Genomic DNA, 16589 nt, shown 5'->3' on the forward strand with positions numbered 1-16589 from the left:
CAAATGTTACATGAACCCGGTTGTATCGAAATGTTCTAACGAGTGTTACGGTGCTGCGCATGAACACCTGGCGTGGCCTGATCGACAGCCCCTACCGGCGCTTCCTGCCGGTCACCCCCGACACCCCGGCCGTCTCGCTCAACGAGGGCAACACCCCGCTGCTGCGCTCGGCCCACCTGTCCGAGCTGACCGGCTGCGAGGTCTGGCTCAAGGTCGAGGGGGCGAACCCGACGGGGTCGTTCAAGGATCGCGGCATGACGGTGGCGATCAGCCGCGCCGTCGAGGCCGGCGCGACGACCGTCATCTGCGCCTCCACCGGCAACACCAGCGCATCCGCCGCCGCCTACGCCGCCCGCGCCGGGCTGCGCGCCGCCGTGCTCGTGCCCAAGGGCAAGGTGGCGCTGGGCAAGCTGGCCCAGGCCGTACGGTACGGCGCGGAGATCGTCGAGGTCGGCGGCACGTTCGACGACTGCCTGCGGGTGGCCCGCGAGCTGGCCGCGCACCACCCGGTCGCGCTGGTCAACTCCGTGCGCAACGAGCTGCGGCTGGCCGGGCAGCGCACGGTCGCCTACGAGATCGTCGACGCCCTCGGCGGCGCACCCGACGTGCACTGCCTGCCGGTCGGCAACGGCGGCAACATCACCGCGACCTGGACCGGCTACCTGACCTACAGCCCGGACAAGCCGCCGCGCATGTGGGGATTCCAGGCGGCGGGCGCGGCCCCGCTGGTGCACGGCGCGCCGGTGGCCGAGCCGCGTACGGAGGCCAGCGCCATCAACGTCGGCCACCCCGCGACCTGGGACGGCGCGATCGCCGCCCGCGACGAGTCCGGCGGCCTGATCGCCGCGGTGACCGACGAGCAGATCTTCGCCGCGTACCGGATGATCGCCCGCCGCGACGGCGTCTTCGCCGAGCCCGCCTCGGCGGCCGGCGTGGCGGGACTGCTGGACCTGCACGCCAGGGGCGAGCTGCCGCCCGGCCTGCGCGTGGTGATCACGCTGAGCGGCAACGGGCTGAAGGACCTCGACGCCTCGCTGCGCGGAGGCTACACCGCCGCCGAGACCTCGGCCGCGACCGCGGATGTGGCCAGGGCACTGCGCCTGGCCGCCTGACAGGCGGTCACCAGTTCAGCTCGTCCGCCGTCAGGGGCCCCTTGCAGGCCGCCAGGGCGTTCTTCAAGTCGGTCCTGCGGGGGTCGGACAGAGGGCCGAGGACGCATACGGGCACCCAGTCGTCCTTCTCGATGGCGCGCCGGAAGATCTTGGGCACGGGGGCGTCCAGCGGCCAGCCGACCGGGCGGTACACCGCGGAGCCCGGCTGGTCCAGCCGCACGTGCAGGGCCAGCGGGTGGTGGGCGACGCCCATGGCGTCGTCGGTGTGGCGGACGGTGACCTGCCTGATCGCGGTCCAGGGGATGGTCTGGACGCCGGAGCCGTCGCTGCCGGTGACGCCGTCCCGGTCGAGGCGCACGCTTCTCGCGGGCATGCTCCTCTTCGTCGTGAAGCGCAACCACTGGTTCGCCAGGGGGCCGACCAGCATCAAGGCCACAAAGACCCCCATGCCCACCAAACTCGTCGAGTCGTCCAGCTCTCCGAGCGCTTGCCCGATCACGACAAGGATCGCGACGATGAAGGCGAGGCCCCGAAAGATCCACGCCAACAGCTCCGGATCTTCCTCCCAGCAGAACGCCGAAAGGCGCTCGTCACCCGTCCAGGACTCCTGGAAAGCAGGTGCGTCCTGAGGAGCGATGGGCGGGGAGGCCGGCGGGTCGGGCTTCTCCGGCGTCTTCTGCGGGACAGTGGGCGCGGTGACCGGTGTGGTGTACCTCTTCGTCGGCGCGGGTCCCTGGTCAGGGGTGCGGAGGAGGTCGAGGGCGTCGGGGATGGAGGGGCGCTTGCCGGGGTCCTTGGCCAGCAGGGCGTTCAGCAGCGGGGCGAGGCGTGTGGCGCGGGTGAGCGGCGCAGGCTCGTCACGGAGGACGGCGGCGATGGTGGCGGGGACGGCGCCGCGCCGGAACGGTGAGACGCCCTCCGCCGCCTGATACAGGGTCGCGCCCACGGAGAACAGGTCGGAGGCGGGCGAGCCGTGATCGCCGTTGAAACGCTCGGGCGCCATGTACTCGAAGGAGCCGATCACCGTGCCGGTCGATGTCATGCGGGTGTCGGTCTCGTGGATGGCGATGCCGAAGTCGGTCAGCATGATCCGACCGTCGGCGGCCAGCATGACGTTCGCGGGTTTGATGTCGCGGTGGACGACACCCGCGCCGTGGGCCGCCTCCAAGGCATGAAGGAGCGCCTTGGCAAGGTCGGCGACGTCGGGCTCCGCCAGCGGCCCGCTCCGCAGCCGGTCCTCGAGCGACTCGCCGTTGATCAGCTCCATGATGATCCACGGCCGGCCGTCCTCGATGACCACGTCGTAGACGGGCACGATGTTGGGGCAGTGGCGCAGCCGGGCGGCGTTGCGGGCCTCCCGCTCGGCGTACTCGAGTCGCGCGTTGCGATCCTCCTCGTCGAGGGTCGGAGGGAGGTACACCTCCTTGACGACCACGTCGGCGCGCAGCCGGTCGTCATGGGCCTTCCAGACGCGACCGAAGCCGCCCTGGCCCAGCGGGTGTTCGAGCCGGTAACGGCCGCCGATCAGTGTTCCTGGTCCGGTCATGCTGCGGTCTCGATCCATCTGGTCTGGTCAGTCGATGGCGACCGAATCCGCGGATTCGATCTTGCCGCAGATTATCGGGACGGATGGCCGTGAGAAGGGCGAATTCGCGAGGCCATCGCACCGTGGCCGCACCACGGGCGGCCACCGACCTGGCCAGGGCGCTGCCTTTCGCAGCCGGACCTGTCCGCGACAAGCGCTCAAAGTAGCCGATCGGTAACGTTACGTAGTACTCCTCGCGGGCACGGACGTCACGACAAAGCCGGCAGGCGGCCGATCGAGCTCCTCCATGCCGCCGGCCTTCCCTTCCCCTGCGCGGCGCATCCCCTGAATCCCGAGAGGACCTCCCGTCGTGCCCCCGACCCGGCTTCGCCGTGCCCTGGGCGGTGCGGGCGCCACCGCGCTCCTGCTCACCGCCGCCGCATCCGCCCCCGCGCTCGCCCCCGCGCCCGCGCCCGCCAAGCCGGACGCCGTCCCGTGCGCGCGCCTGCTCCGGCCTTCGGCCACCTATCGCGCCTACGACCACACCTTCACCACCGACGCCGCGGGCCGCCCCGTCGAGGCCGTGGCCAGGATCCTGGTCGACCGGGACGCCCCGCGCGGCTCCTGCGAGGGCGCGGTCGGCGACTGGGGCGGGCGCGGCGACTGGCAGGGCGGCCACCTCATCGCCGCCTCGTTCCGCGGCGTGAGCATGCGCTACAACCTCGTCCCCATGCGCGGGCGGCAGATCAACCAGGGGCTGATGAAACGGGTCGAGAACGGCGCCCGCGACTGCCTGGAGGACGGTGGCGAGGTCCGCGACTATCGCGTACGCCTGCACTATCCCAACGGCACGACGCTGACCCCGGACACGATCCGCGTCAGTCTCAAGGTGGCATCCCGGCTGGTCACGGTGATCCTGCCGAACCGTACACTGAGCGCCAAAGAGCTGCGATCCCGGCAAGACGGGCTAACTGCCGCGTTCGCTGCGGCGCCGTGCGGCAGGGACGGCGCGTGAACGCGGTATCGATCGCCAGCAGATGATCGGAGTGAATGTTGTGGGATACCTCCATGCCTGAGCGTGCCCGTTCTGGTGTGGGATCGACGCCATGAAGGATGAAGGGAAACAGCGCAGGAGGCTCGAGACGGGCACGCTCGCGCGGGTGGCCGTGTTCACCGCGCTGATCGCGGTGATGGGCCTGCCCGGCACGCTGAACGTCTTCGGCAACGCGGTCCCGATCACGCTGCAGACCATGGGCGTGATGCTGGCCGGCGCCATCCTCGGCACCTGGCGCGGCGCGCTGGCCGTACTGGTGCTGTACGTGCTGGTGGCCGCCGGCCTGCCGCTGCTGGCCGGCGGGCGAGGCGGGCTGGGCGTGTTCACCGCGCCGTCGGCCGGGTTCCTCATCGGCTGGCTGCCCGGCGCGGCCCTCACCGGCTGGCTGGTCGAGCGGGCCGGCCGCAGCCCGAGCACGCTCCGGCTGTTCCTGGCGAGCGTCGCGGGCGGCATGGGCGTGGTCTACCTGTTCGGGATCCCGATCCAGGCGTTGGTGTCGGGCGCCTCGCTCGGCGCGGCGGCCGGGCTCACGCTGGTGTTCGTGCCCGGCGACCTCATCAAGGCGGCGCTGACCGCCGTCGTGGTCAGGGGCGTCCAGCGGGCCTACCCCGACGCGGTGCCCGCCGTACACCAGGAGCGCCTGCGCGCCGGTGGGGAGCGTTGACGGCTCGATGCCCGTAGCAGAACACGTGCTGGCGCACGCCGCCGAGCGCCCCTCCAGGCTCGCGGTGCGCGGACCCGGTGGCGAGCTGACGTACGCGCAGCTCGCCGACCGGGTCAAGGGTGCCGCCAGGCACCTGGCCGAGACCGGGGCCGGGCCCGGCACCACGGCCGCGATCGGTCTGGCCGACCCGGTGGAGCTGCTCGTCGCCGTGCTGGCCGCCGACCTGGCCGGGGCGACGCCGCTGGTGGGCGAGCACACCTGGGACCGCGCGCGGTGGGCGGCGGTCACCGGCCCCCTGACGGCGGCCACCGGCCCTCTAACGGCGGTCACCGGGCCGTCGGCGACGGTGCCCGCCGGCGAGCCGGCGCCGCACGCGACCCGACCCGCCGACCGGCCCACGCCCGCCGCGCCGCCGGTGACGGTGCTGATCGACGCGCCCCTGCCGTACGCGGCCGGGCCCGATGTGCCGCGCCGCGCCCAACCAGGCGATCTCGCCTGGGCCTGCTTCAGCTCCGGCAGCACAGGACGGCCGCGCGCCATCGTCCGTACCCGCGCTTCCTGGACCGATTCGTACCCTCACCTGAACGCGCTGACCGGCATCGACCCCGACGACGTCGTGCTCGTCCCCGGCCCGCTGGTCTCCTCCCTGTACGCGTTCGCCGCCCTGCACGCCCTGGCCACCGGCGCCACGACGCTGCTGCCCGGCCGCTGGCCGGGCCGCGCGCTGGCCGATCACCTGGCCGAGGCGACCGTCGTGCACCTGGTGCCGCATCGGCTGCCGGACGTGCTGGAGCGGCCGGGCGGGCTGCGGGTGGCCGTGGTCGGCGGCGCGGCGCTCGCCCCCGGTGCGCGGCGGGTCGCGGAGCAGGCCGGAGTGCGGGTGGTCGCCTACTACGGGGCGACCGAGCTGTCGTTCGTGGCCGCCGACACCGACGGGAGCGGGCTGCGCCCCTTTCCCGAGGTGGAGATCGAGGTACGCGGCGACGGGCCGCTCGGCGAGGTGTGGGTGCGCTCGCCGTGGCTGGCCGAGGGCTACCTGGGCGCCGCGGCCGGGCCGCTGCGGCGCGACGGCGACGGCTGGGTGAGCGTGGGCGACATGGCCGAGCCGTACCGGAAGGGGGGCGTGCTCAAAGTCCGCGGGCGCGGCGACGGCGCGATCCAGACCGGCGGCGCCACCGTCGTGCCCGAGGACGTCGAGGAGGTGCTGCGCAAGGTGCCCGGCGTGGCCGACGTCGTGGTGGTCGGCACGCCGCATCCGTCCCTGGGGTCGGTGGTGACCGCCGTCGTCGAGAGCCCGTTCGGCGAGCCGCCATCGCGCGCCCTGCTGGAGGAGACCGCGCGCGCCGCGCTCGACCGGGCGCAGCGGCCCCGCCGCTGGTACGCGATGACCGGCATGCCCCGCACCCCCACGGGCAAGCCGGCGCGGGCGCGGGTGGCGGCCCGGCTGGCGGACGGCGACCCGGCGATCAGGCGGCTGGTGTGACATGGACCTGACCCCTGTGGTGGTGGCCGCCAGGCGCACCCCGATCGGCACGGCCGGGCACGCGTACAAGGAGCTGACCGCCGAGCACCTGGCCGCCCCGGTGATCGCCGCCGTGGCCGCCGACCTGCCGGGACGGCGGGCCGGCGACGTGATGCTGGGCAACTGCATGGGCCCGGGCGGCAACCTGGCCAGGGTCTGCGCGCTGGCCGCCGGGCTCGGGCACGAGGTGCCCGGGGTGACGGTGGACCGGCAGTGCGGCAGCGGGCTGGCCGCGATCCTGCTCGCCGGGCAGGCGGTACGCGCGGGCGAGGCCGACCTGGTGATCGCCGGAGGCGTGGAGAGCGCCTCGACCGCGCCGCTGCGCACGTTGCGCGGGGCCGATGCCCCGTACGCGCGGGCGCCGTTCACGCCCGAGGGCACCCCCGACCCCGACATGGGCCCGGCCGCCGAGGCGCTGGCCCGGGCCAAGGGCGTCGGCCGCGAACGCCAGGACGCCTACGCCTGCCGCAGCCACGCCCGCGCCCTGGCCGCCCGCGCGGCGGGACGGTTCGAGCAGGAGATCGTGCCGGTCGCGGGACGTCATGAGGACCAGCGCCCGCGCCCGCTACGCGAGGCGTCGCTGGCCCGGCTGCCGGCCGCGTTCGTGCCGGGCGGTACGGTGACGGCGGGCAACTCCTCCCCGGTCAGCGACGGCGCCGCCGCCGTGGCCGTGGTGCCCGAGCGTCTGCGGGAAGGGCTGCCGGGCCTGCGGCTGGTGGCCGGGGCGGTGACCGGGTGCGATCCCGAGCTGCCCGGCTGGGGGCCGGTGCCGGCGATCGAGCGGGTGCTCGCCCGTGCCGGAGCAAGCCTGGAGTCGGTCGCGGCGGTGGAGATCGTGGAGGCCTTCGCGGCGCAGGTGCTCGCCGTCACCGACGCGCTCGGGCTCGACCCGCTCGGCGCGGACGATGAGAGGGTCTGCCCCGACGGCGGGGCGCTCGCGCTCGGGCACCCGTGGGGTGCGACGGGCGCGGTCGTGGTGACCAGGTTGTTCAGCAGGCTCGTCCGCGCGGCGGCGCCCAAGGGCACGCTCGGCCTGGCCGCGGCCGCGGTCGGCGGCGGGATGGGCGTGGCCGCCCTGTTCGAGGTGGTGTGAGACATGATCGAATTCGCGGACGTGCACGTCCGGCTGGGCACTCGCGACGTGCTGCGCGGCATCACCGCGCAGCTGCCCGAGCGGCGGGTCGGCGTGGTGGGCGCCAACGGCTCGGGCAAGAGCACGCTGGCCCGGCTGGTCAACGGCCTGGCGCTGCCGACCTCGGGCAGCGTCACGGTGCTCGGCATGGACACCCGCCGCGACGGCGCCAAGATCAGGCGCGGTGTGGGCTTCCTGTTCACCGATCCGGACGCGCAGATCGTCATGCCGACGGTGGCCGAGGACGTCGCGTTCTCGCTGCGCCGCAAACGCCTGTCGCGCGAGGAGGTGGACCGGCGGGTGCGCGAGGTGCTGGAGCGCTACGGCCTGGCCGGTCACGCCGACCATCCCGCGCACCACCTGTCGGGCGGGCAGAAGCAGCTGCTCGCGCTCTGCTCGGTCATGGTGCTGGAGCCGGAGATCATCGTCATGGACGAGCCGACCACGCTGCTCGACCTGCGCCACTCCCGCCAGGTCGCCGAGCTGCTGGAGGAGCTGCCGCAGCAGGTGCTGCTGGTCACCCACGACCTGCCGCTGCTGTCGGGTTTCGACCGGGTGCTGGTGATCGACGAGGGGCGCATCGCCGCGGACGGCACCCCCACCGAGGCCATCGCCCACTACCGGAAGCTGATGGCGTGAACAGCCTGACCGGTGCCTACGTCCCCGGCCGCTCCCTGCTGCACCGGCTGCCGGCCGGGGCGAAGCTGGCCGCGCTCGCTCTCGCCTGCACGGTGCTGGTGCTGCTGAGCTCGCCGCTCGCGCTGGCCGGTGCGGGGGTCGTGACGGCGGGCCTGTACGTGCTCGCCAGGGTCGGCGCGGCGGTGGCGTGGGCGCAGATCAAGCCGGTGCGCTGGTTCGCGCTCGCGCTGTTCGCGGTGCAGTACGTGCTCGTGGGACTGGACGCGGCGCTGGCCACGACACTGCGGGTGGTGCTGGCGGTGGCGCTGGCCGGGCTGGTGACGGTGACGACCAGGTCGTCGGACATGACGGCGGCGCTGGAACGCCTGCTGTCGCCGGCCAGGTTCGTCGGCCTGGATCCGTTCCGCCTGTCGTTACTGCTGTCGCTGACCATCCGCAGCGTGCCGGTGGTGGCCGCGCTGGCCACGCGGGTCAGGGAGGCGCAGCGGGCCAGGGGCGTCGAGCGCAGCCTGCGCGCCTTCGCGGTGCCGCTGGTGGTCAGCTCTCTGCGGTACGCCGACGCCCTCGGCGAGGCGCTGAGCGCCCGGGGACTCGACGACGAAGATTAAGCCTTGACTTATATAAGCTGCACCTGAAAAACTCACGTGGGTGCACGCCTTTGACGTCCTCGGCGATCCGGTACGCCGCCGGATCCTGGAGCTGCTGGCAACCGGCGAACAGAGCTCCGGCGAGGTCACCGCCGTCATCCAGCGCGAGTTCGGCATCTCCCAGCCGGCCGTCTCGCAGCATCTGCGGGTGCTGCGCGACAGCGGGTTCGCGAGCGTACGGGCGGAGGGCACCCGCCGCCTGTACGCCGTCGAGCCCGGCCCGCTGCGGGAGATCGACGCCTGGCTGGAGCGCTTCCGCGCTTTCTGGGATCAGCGCCTGGACGCGCTGGCCACGGAGCTGGCCCGGGGCAAGCGCGAGCGCCGCATCGCCAACGAGAAGAAGGAGTCCTGACCATGGACATGGTCGAAGAGATCAATAAAGTCCACCGCGAGCTGATCGACGGCAAGCGCAAGGTGCAGGTGCTGCGCCGCCACTACGACGCCGAGATCGAGGACGTCTGGTCGGCCTGCACCGAGGCCGACCGGCTGGCCCGCTGGTTCATGCCGGTCTCCGGCGATCTGCGGGTCGGCGGTCACTACCAGCTCGAAGGCAACGCCCACGGCGAGATCCTGCGCTGCGAGCCGCCCAGCCTGTTCAAGGTGAGCTGGCTGTTCGGGCCGAACCCCGGCTTCAGCGAGGTCGAGGTGACCCTGACCGCCAAGGACGGCGGCACGCTGCTGGAGCTGCGCCACACGGCGGAGGTGCCGGAGCAGATGTGGGCGCAGTTCGGCCCCGGCGCCACGGGGGTGGGCTGGGACCTGAGCCTGCTCGGCCTGGCCCTGCACCTGACCGGCGCGCCCAAGCCCGACACCGACACCTTCCACGAGACCGAGGAGGGCCGCCGCTGCATCGTGGCCAGCAGCGAGGCGTGGGGCGAGGCGTGGGGCGAGGCGTACCGGGCGGCCGGAGGCCTGCCCGAGGCCGTCGCGGCGGCCGTGCGCGCGACCACCGGGTTCTACGCGCCTGAGTGACCGCGGCTCTCTCCGAGTAGGGTAGTGAGTACTCACTCACCCCTTGGGAGGAGTCGCCTATGAAGATCACTGTCTTCGGAGCGACCGGCGGCACCGGGACCCGGCTCGTACGCCAGGGACTGCAACGGGGCCACGAGGTCACCGCCGTGGTCCGCGATCCTGCCCGCCTGCCCGCCGAGCTGCGCGAGCGGGCCGACGTCGTGGTGGCCGACGTGATGGACCCCGACGCCATCACCCCCGCCGTCGCCGGTCGCGACGCCGTGCTCAGCGCGATGGGCCCGCGCGGCACCGGCCCCACCACCGTCTGCTCCAGCAGCGCTCGCTCGATCCTGACCGCCATGGAACGCACCGGGACGCGCCGCCTGCTCATGGTCAGCGCGGCCGGCCTGGAGAGCGACGCCGGAGACGGCCCCTTCACCCGGTACGTCCTCAAGCCCATCGTGCAGCGCGTCCTCCGCCACTCCTACGCCGACCTGGCGCGGGCCGAGCGGCTGCTGCGCGAGTCGGGCACCGACTGGACGATCGTGCGGCCCGCCCGCCTCACCGACGCCGACGCCACGGGCCGCTACCGCACGGCCCGCGACCTCAGCGTGCGCGGCGGGCACACCACCACGCGCGCCGACCTGGCCGACTGCATGCTCACGCTGATCGACGACCGTACGTCGGTGGGGCACGTGGTGTCGGTGGCCACGTGAGGGTGCCCGATGGCCGCTGTCTCGATGACCGCGTGAGGGTGGTGGCTCAGCCGATGAGCGCGGAGGGGTCGCGCTCCGGGGGACCGGCGGGCCACCACCGGTCGTCGTGGCGGGTGAACGGATACCAGCGGCCGTCGCGGCCGTAACGGAGCTGGATCGCCTCACCGAGCGTCCAGCGGTTGCGCCAAGCGTGCAGGGGCGGAGGCCGCTCGCCCTCCCAGGCCGCTTCGAGCCGGGCGCGCGCTCTGGCCAGGTCCTGGCGGGGCGGCGTCCAGGGGTGTTCGAGCACGGCCAGGCCCTCGGCGCCGCCGTGCCGCCAGGCGGCCACCGCCGGCCCGTCGTCGGCGCCTTCGTGGCCAATGTGCTCGGCGATCAGCCGTACGTGGTCCTCGTGCTCGGTCAGCTCCGGCCACCGGTCGTGCAGCAGCAGCTCGCGCGCCCTGGCGGCCGCCGAGGCGGCCAGCACCCGCAGGGCGGCCACGTCCACGCCGGGCGCCGGGTCGAGTGCGGGCGGGGTGAAGGCGACGTCGTACGGCGGCGGCTCGGGCAGCGGCGGCACCCCCGCCGCGAACGCCACGCTCGCCGGCGTGCCCGACGGCCGGGCGGCCTCAGCGGCCTGCGCCGCGCTCCCGGCACCGGTCGCGGAGCCGGCCGCCGGCCGTGCCGGATCTCTCGGACCGGCCGCGACGCCGGCGGCCGCCGCCCGGCTTCCCGAGCCGGGCACGTCGCGGTCCTGCAGCGCCTCGACCAGCTCGCGCGCGCCGCGCCCGCGCAGGAGCAGCAGCACGAACGGATCGGCGTCCAGCAGCCAGGACGCCTGATAGCACAGGGCGGCGGCGTGCACGCAGGGGTGGCCCCAGTCGGGGCAGGAGCACTCGGGCTCCAGGTCGCCGACGCAGGGCAGCAGCGGCACGGCGGCGTCCTGGGCCGCCTCCACCAGCTCGTGCGGCATGTCGCCGTCGAGCAGCGCGGCGATGTGGCCGGCCTTGGCGGCGACCTGATCAAGGAAGCGTTCCCACTCGGCGCCGGTGAGCTGCTCGACGCGCACGATGACGTCGTAGTCGTTCTCGGCGACGGCGGCGAGCCTGCCGGGGCTGACGGTGATCGGGCCGAGCCGCCCGGTCTTGGCGTAGGCGCGGCCCTTGCGCAGCAGGCCGGCGTCGAGCGAGGTGTCCTCCATGGCCTGGATCCAGGCGCGGCCCCACCAAGAGGTGGCGAAGCGGGCGCCGGCGCGCTGGCGGGGGAAGGCGGGGAAACCGCGGGCGGGGGTCATCGGAGCTCGACCAGGGCGGCGAGTTCGGCGTCGGTCAGCTCGGTGAAGGCGGCCTCGCCGGAGGCCAGCACCGCGTCGGCGAGCGAGCGCTTGGCGGCCAGCATGGCGGCGATGCGGTCCTCGATGGTGCCCTCGGCGATGAGCCGGTGCACCTGGACGGGCCTGGTCTGGCCGATCCGGTAGGCGCGGTCGGTCGCCTGGTCCTCCACAGCCGGGTTCCACCAGCGGTCGTAGTGGATGACGTGATCGGCGCGGGTGAGGTTCAGGCCCGTGCCGGCGGCCTTGAGCGAGAGCAGGAAGACGGGCACCTCGCCGTCCTGGAAGCGCCGCACCATCTCCTCGCGGCGGGCGACCGGCGTGCCGCCGTGCAGGAGCCGGGTGGCGATCCCGCGCCCGGTGAGGTGCTTTTCGAGGAGGCGGGCCATGGCGACGTACTGGGTGAAGACGAGCACGGAGCCGTCCTCGGCGACGATGGTGTCGATCAGCTCGTCCAGCAGCTCGAGCTTGCCGGAGCGGCCGGGCAGGCGCGGGTCGCTCTCGTGCAGGTACTGGGCGGGGTGGTTGCAGATCTGCTTGAGCCCGGTGAGCAGCTTGACGATGAGCCCGCGCCTGGCCATGCCGCGCGCATCGGCGATCCGGCCCATGATCTCGCGGACGACGGCCTCGTACAGGCCGGCCTGCTCGGTGGTGAGCGGCACGGGACGGTCGGTCTCGGTCTTGGGCGGCAGCTCAGGCGCGATGCCGGGGTCGCTCTTACGGCGGCGCAGCAGGAACGGCCCGACCAGCCGCGCCAGGCGTTCGGCCGCCTCGGTGTCGCCGGACTCGACCGGCCTGGCCCAGCGGGCGCGGAAGCGGGCGAGCGGGCCGAGCAGCCCGGGGGTGGTCCAGTCGAGGATGGCCCACAGCTCCGACAGGTTGTTCTCGACGGGAGTGCCGGTCAGGGCGACGCGGGCGGCGGCCGGGATCTCGCGCAGGGCCTTGGCGGTGCCGGATGCGGGGTTCTTGACGTGCTGGGCCTCGTCGGCGACCACCATGCCCCAGGCGTGGGCGGCCAGCCGGTCGGCGTCGAGGCGCATGGTGGCGTACGTGGTGAGCACGAAACCCTCGTCGGCGAGCGTGCGGCTGCCGCCGTGGTAGCGGCGTACCGGGACGCCGGGCGCGAAGCGGGTGATCTCGCGCTCCCAGTTGCCCAGCAGGGAGGCGGGGCAGACGACGAGCGTCGGCCCGGCCGCCCGGTTCAGGTTCAGGTGCAGGTGCAGCGCGATGAGCGTGACGGTCTTGCCGAGGCCCATGTCGTCGGCCAGGCAGGCGCCGAGGCCGAGCGAGGTCATCCTGGCCAGCCAGCGCAGCCCGGCGAGCTGGTAGTCGCGCAGGGTGGCGGCCAGGCCGGGCGGCGGCGCGACGTCGGCGGGCTCGCCCAGGCGGCGGCGCAGCTCCTCAAGCCAGGCGCTGGGCTCGACGGGCACCTGCTCGCCGTCCACCTCGACCGTTCCGGTCAGCGCGGCGGCGAGCGCCTCGATGCCGGTCAGCGGCTTCAGCTCGCGCCGGCGGGCCTTGCGCGCCAGGCCGGGGTCGATGAGCACCCACTGGTCGCGCAGCCGCACGACGGGGCGGTGGGCCTCGGCGAGCCGGTCCATCTCGGCGGCGCTCAGGCGCCGCCCGCCGAGCGCGAGCTGCCAGTCGAAGCCGACCAGGTGGTGACCGCCGAGGAAGGACGGCAGGTCGGACGGAGCGGGGTCGCGGTCGCCGACGACGGCGCGGGCGGTGAGGCCGCGGACGAGCGCGCGCGGCCAGTGCACGTCCACGCCCGCGGCGGCCAGCCGGTCGGCGGCCCCGGCCAGCAGCTCCTCCACGTCGCCGTCGGACAGCGCGAGCTCGTCGGGCACGGCGCTGTCGAGCAGCTCCTCCAGGCGGGGCCAGGCGCGGGCGGCGCGGCGTACGGCGAGGGTGGCCTCGATCCTGGCGCGGGGGCCGAAGCCCGGGTCGCGGCCGCGCCACAGGTCGGCGGCGTCCACGACGAGGCCGGGGTCGGCGAGGCTGTGCAGCTGGGCGACGGCGCGGAACTCGGCGCCGTCCGGATCGGCGGCCAGGTCGCCGGCCTCGATGCGCAGCGACAGCCGCAGGCCCGCCTCCAGCCCTGAGGAGACCTCCTCGGCCCAGCCGCGCAGGTGGGGCACCTTGACGGGGTGCGCGGCGGCGTAGGCGGTCTGTCCGGTGGCGCGTACGGCGCCGGGTGAGCGCGGCATGGCGTCGGCGACGGCGTCGAGGAAGGCCCGCAGCAGCGGCTCGGCGTCGGGCAGCAGCACGTCACCGGCGGCGGCCGCGGGCTCACCGTCGTGGAGCATGGCGCCGCCCTCCGGGCGCGCGGTCCCACCGCCGGGGAGCGCGGAGCCGCGTTCCGGCCGCGCGATCTCGCCGCCGGAAGGCGCCGAACCGTCCTCCGCAGGCGCGGCGTCACCGGCGGCGTGCGGAGTGCCGTCCAGGGAGAGCGGTACGGCGCGGGCGGCGGCGGGCATGGCGGCGGCCAGCTCGCGCACGCGGCGGGCGTCGTCGGCGTCCAGCGGCCCGGCCCGCCAGGCGTCGTGCTCGCCGGGGGAGAGGCCGGGCAGGATGCGGCCGCGGGTGACGAGCTGCAGCCCGATGAGCGCGGCGGCGCCCCAGAAGCGCGCGGCCGGGTGCGCGTGGGGGTCTTTGCGGGCTCTGGCCAGGGCGGCGACGGCCTGTCCGACGGGCAGGAGCGTGGCGGGGACGGATCGGGTGGCCACGCCGCCGTCACGTTCTTCCGCTACGGTCAGCGCACTGTCGCCCTCGGGGGTGAGGAAGGCGATGTGCCCGCTTCGTGGCGGGTCGCCGGGCTGGAAGACCGCAGGGTACCGGGCCAGATCCGTCTGAGAGCTCACGGCCGTACAGTGTACGGTACGCCAGGGGTGGGGTTTACCGCAGCAGCGAACGGGCAGCCGCCTCATTCCGCAGGCGTTCCGGTCATCCATAGCCTGGACCGCATGACTGACTGGCTGGTAGGACTCATGGACCGCCTCGGAGCACCCGGGGCGGGCCTCGCCGTCGCGCTGGAAAATCTTTTCCCGCCCCTGCCGAGCGAGGTGATCCTGCCGCTGTCGGGTTTCACCGCGAGCCAGGGCAGAATGCACCTGCTCGACGCGATCATCTGGACCACCCTGGGCTCGGTGATCGGCGCGCTCGCGCTCTACGGCGTGGGAGCCCTGCTGGGCCGCGAGCGCACGTTGGCCATCGCCGCCAAGCTTCCCCTGGTCAAGACCTCCGACATCGAGAAGACCGAGGCGTTCTTCGAGCGGCACGGCCGCAAGACCGTCTTCCTCGGCCGCATGATCCCCATCTTCCGCAGCCTGATCTCCATCCCGGCCGGCGTCGAGCGCATGCCGGTGCTCACGTTCACGCTGCTCACCACGGCGGGCAGCCTCATCTGGAACACGATCTTCGTGGTGGCCGGGTACGTGCTGGGCGAGAACTGGCACCTGGTCGAGACGTACGTCGGCATCGGCACCAACGTGGTGATCGCCATCGTGGTGGTGGCGATCCTGGTGTTCGTCGGCGCCCGGCTGGCCGAGCGGCGCAGGGGCAGGCATGCGAGCCGTCGCTGAGGGCCTGCGGGTGGCCGGCGCGGTCACGGCGGGCGGTCTGACCGCGCTGTTGGAGCTCCTCTTTCTCATCGCGGCGCTGCCGTTCCTGGCCGATGCGAACGTCCGCGCGGCCGGCCGGCGCCTGGCCCGGCTGGAGGCGCGCCGCCTGCGCCTGGACGCCTCCGGCCTGGACGCCCTGCACGAGGAGCGGGGCGATCGGGCGCTGCGCTACCTGGCGGCGCGGCTGCCCATCGGGATGCTCGGCGGCCTGGTGATCGCGCTGCTGGTGATCGGCGCGGTGGTGGTGACGCGGCTGCTGCTGGCCTGGAGCGTGGGCGAGCCGTACGACGGCATGCGGCCGACGCCCCTGCTGGTGGCGTACCTGACGATCAGCGGGTTCGTCCTGCTTTTTCTGGACTTGTCGGGCGTGGTGGGCGTGCACGCGCTGGAGCGCCGGCTGGCCGCCCGCATGCTCGGCCCCGACCCGACCGAGACGCTGCGCCGCCGCATCGACGAGCTGGCCGAGAGCCGGGCCGGCATCGTCGCGGCGGTCGACTCCGAGCGGCGCCGCATCGAGCGCGACCTGCACGACGGGCTGCAGCAGCGGCTCGTGGCGCTGTCGATGCTCATCGGCCGCTCCCTGCGCGGCCGTCCCGAGCTGCTGCAGCAGGCCCACCAGGAGGCGCAGCGGGCGCTGGCAGAGCTGCGCGAGGTGGCCTGGCGCGTCTACCCGAGCGGGCTGGACTCGCTCGGGCTCGGCGAGGCGCTGGCGGGGGTCGCCGAACGTTCGAGCGTCCCGGTCACGGTAGATTGCCGGCTGCCCGAACGTCCCCCGATGGCGGTGGAGACGGCGGCGTACTTCGTGGTGTGCGAGGCGGTGACGAACGCCGCCAAGCACTCGGGAGCGGCGGCCATCACGGTCGAGGTGCACAAGGAGGGGGCGGCGGTGCTCGTACGCGTGCGTGACGACGGCGTCGGCGGCGCACGGCCGTCGGGCGGCGGCCTGTCCGGGCTGGCCAGGCGGGTGGCGGCGCTGGACGGCCGGTTCGAGGTCGACAGCCCCGCGGGCGGCCCCACCACGGTCACGGCGGTGCTGCCGTGCGGGTGATCCTGGCCGAAGACTCCACGCTGCTGCGCGAGGGCCTGGTGCGGCTGCTGCTGGAAGAGGGCCACGAGGTGCCGGCCGCCGTCAGCGACGGCGAGGCGCTCATCGAGGCCGTCGAAAAGCACGAGCCCGACATCGTGGTGGTCGACGTGCGCATGCCGCCCACCCACACCGACGAGGGCCTGCGGGCGGCGCTGGAGATCCGCAAGCGCCGGCCCCAGGTGAAGGTGCTGGTGCTGTCGCAGTACGTGGAAAAGCGCTACGCCGCCGAGCTGATGAGCTCCGACGTCGAGGGGGTCGGCTACCTGCTGAAGGACCGCGTCGGCCAGGTCGGCGACTTCCTCGACGCGCTGGAGCGGGTGGGCGCGGGCGGCGCCGCCTTCGACCCGGAGGTGGTACGGCAGCTGCTGGCCCGCACCACCCGGCGCGACCCGCTGGCGCGGCTGACCGCCCGCGAGCGCGAGGTGCTGGAGCTGATGGCGCAGGGCCTGACCAACGCCTCGATCGCCCAGGCGCTGCACATCTCGCAAAGCGCGGTGGAAAAGCACGTCAACGCGCTGTTCGACAAGCTCGGCCTGTCGCACGCCACCGGTTACAGCCGCCGCGTGCTGGCGGTGCTGCGCTTTCTGGAGTCCTGATCGGTCCTTGAT

At 74.0% G+C, this 16589-nt stretch carries 16 protein-coding genes; 13 read left to right on the forward strand and 3 right to left on the reverse strand.

Translation table 11 applies throughout. The features are described 5' to 3' along the window. Positions 1 to 59: 59 nt before the first annotated feature. Positions 60 to 1112 (forward strand): threonine synthase, encoded by a 1053-nt coding sequence (gene thrC, locus ACGFIM_RS02975; RefSeq protein WP_393193639.1) that lies wholly within the window; start codon positions 60 to 62, stop codon positions 1110 to 1112. 7 nt (positions 1113 to 1119) lie between these two features. Here thrC and ACGFIM_RS02980 read toward each other — a convergent pair whose 3' ends face one another. Next, the gene (locus ACGFIM_RS02980) at positions 1120 to 2658 is read right to left on the reverse strand and encodes a serine/threonine-protein kinase (RefSeq protein WP_393193642.1); all 1539 of its coding nucleotides are present in this window, start codon (positions 2656 to 2658) and stop codon (positions 1120 to 1122) included. A gap of 349 nt (positions 2659 to 3007) precedes the next feature. Here ACGFIM_RS02980 and ACGFIM_RS02985 point away from each other — a divergent pair, with 349 nt between their 5' ends. From ACGFIM_RS02985 to ACGFIM_RS03025, 9 genes are all read left to right on the forward strand, one after another. Next, the gene (locus tag ACGFIM_RS02985) at positions 3008 to 3652 is read left to right on the forward strand and encodes a DNA/RNA non-specific endonuclease (protein WP_393193645.1); all 645 of its coding nucleotides are present in this window, start codon (positions 3008 to 3010) and stop codon (positions 3650 to 3652) included. Between the two features lie 91 nt (positions 3653 to 3743). Beyond that, positions 3744 to 4355 (forward strand): biotin transporter BioY, encoded by a 612-nt coding sequence (locus ACGFIM_RS02990; protein ID WP_364051250.1) that lies wholly within the window; start codon positions 3744 to 3746, stop codon positions 4353 to 4355. 7 nt (positions 4356 to 4362) lie between these two features. Then, entirely contained in the window at positions 4363 to 5838 is a 1476-nt protein-coding gene (locus ACGFIM_RS02995) for a class I adenylate-forming enzyme family protein (RefSeq protein WP_393193648.1), read from the forward strand. Between the two features lies 1 nt (position 5839). Next, entirely contained in the window at positions 5840 to 6970 is a 1131-nt protein-coding gene (locus ACGFIM_RS03000; protein ID WP_393193651.1) for a thiolase family protein, read from the forward strand. A 3-nt stretch (positions 6971 to 6973) separates the two neighbouring features. After that, positions 6974 to 7648 carry an energy-coupling factor ABC transporter ATP-binding protein gene (locus ACGFIM_RS03005; RefSeq protein WP_393193654.1) on the forward strand — a complete coding sequence of 225 codons (675 nt, stop codon included), beginning with the start codon at positions 6974 to 6976 and terminating at the stop codon, positions 7646 to 7648. Further along, on the forward strand, positions 7645 to 8256 hold the full coding sequence (locus tag ACGFIM_RS03010; RefSeq protein WP_393193657.1) for an energy-coupling factor transporter transmembrane component T family protein: 612 nt from the start codon (positions 7645 to 7647) through the stop codon (positions 8254 to 8256). The genes ACGFIM_RS03005 and ACGFIM_RS03010 overlap by 4 nt, the downstream gene beginning before the upstream one ends. A 40-nt stretch (positions 8257 to 8296) precedes the next feature. Next, positions 8297 to 8647, forward strand: a complete 351-nt coding sequence (locus ACGFIM_RS03015; protein WP_393193660.1) for an ArsR/SmtB family transcription factor — start codon at positions 8297 to 8299, stop codon at positions 8645 to 8647. A gap of 2 nt (positions 8648 to 8649) precedes the next feature. Beyond that, positions 8650 to 9267: an SRPBCC family protein gene (locus ACGFIM_RS03020; RefSeq protein WP_393193663.1), complete on the forward strand. Its 618-nt coding sequence runs from the start codon at positions 8650 to 8652 to the stop codon at positions 9265 to 9267. Between the two features lie 59 nt (positions 9268 to 9326). After that, a complete protein-coding gene (locus tag ACGFIM_RS03025; RefSeq protein ID WP_393193666.1) occupies positions 9327 to 9962 on the forward strand; it encodes an NAD(P)-dependent oxidoreductase in 636 nt (211 codons plus the stop codon). A 46-nt stretch (positions 9963 to 10008) separates the two neighbouring features. Here the strand turns inward: ACGFIM_RS03025 and ACGFIM_RS03030 are convergent, their stop codons facing one another. Both ACGFIM_RS03030 and ACGFIM_RS03035 read right to left on the reverse strand, forming a co-directional pair. Next, positions 10009 to 11235, reverse strand: a complete 1227-nt coding sequence (locus ACGFIM_RS03030) for an SWIM zinc finger family protein (RefSeq protein ID WP_393193669.1) — start codon at positions 11233 to 11235, stop codon at positions 10009 to 10011. Beyond that, complete coding sequence (locus tag ACGFIM_RS03035) at positions 11232 to 14135, reverse strand: DEAD/DEAH box helicase (protein WP_393193672.1); 2904 nt, start codon at positions 14133 to 14135, stop codon at positions 11232 to 11234. The genes ACGFIM_RS03030 and ACGFIM_RS03035 overlap by 4 nt, the downstream gene beginning before the upstream one ends. A gap of 102 nt (positions 14136 to 14237) precedes the next feature. Between ACGFIM_RS03035 and ACGFIM_RS03040 the strand changes: the two genes are divergently transcribed. The 3 genes from ACGFIM_RS03040 to ACGFIM_RS03050 are packed head-to-tail and all read left to right on the forward strand — an operon-like array spanning position 14238 to position 16577. Beyond that, a complete protein-coding gene (locus ACGFIM_RS03040; RefSeq protein ID WP_393193674.1) occupies positions 14238 to 14855 on the forward strand; it encodes a DedA family protein in 618 nt (205 codons plus the stop codon). Next, on the forward strand, positions 14839 to 15942 hold the full coding sequence (locus tag ACGFIM_RS03045) for a sensor histidine kinase (protein WP_393193677.1): 1104 nt from the start codon (positions 14839 to 14841) through the stop codon (positions 15940 to 15942). The genes ACGFIM_RS03040 and ACGFIM_RS03045 overlap by 17 nt, the downstream gene beginning before the upstream one ends. After that, positions 15933 to 16577, forward strand: coding sequence for a response regulator (locus ACGFIM_RS03050; RefSeq protein WP_393193680.1), 645 nt, complete (start codon positions 15933 to 15935; stop codon positions 16575 to 16577). The genes ACGFIM_RS03045 and ACGFIM_RS03050 overlap by 10 nt, the downstream gene beginning before the upstream one ends. Positions 16578 to 16589 lie beyond the last annotated feature (12 nt).

The organism is Nonomuraea sp. NPDC049309, assembly GCF_043196965.1.
Taxonomy (GTDB): Bacteria; Actinomycetota; Actinomycetes; order Streptosporangiales; family Streptosporangiaceae; genus Nonomuraea; species Nonomuraea fastidiosa.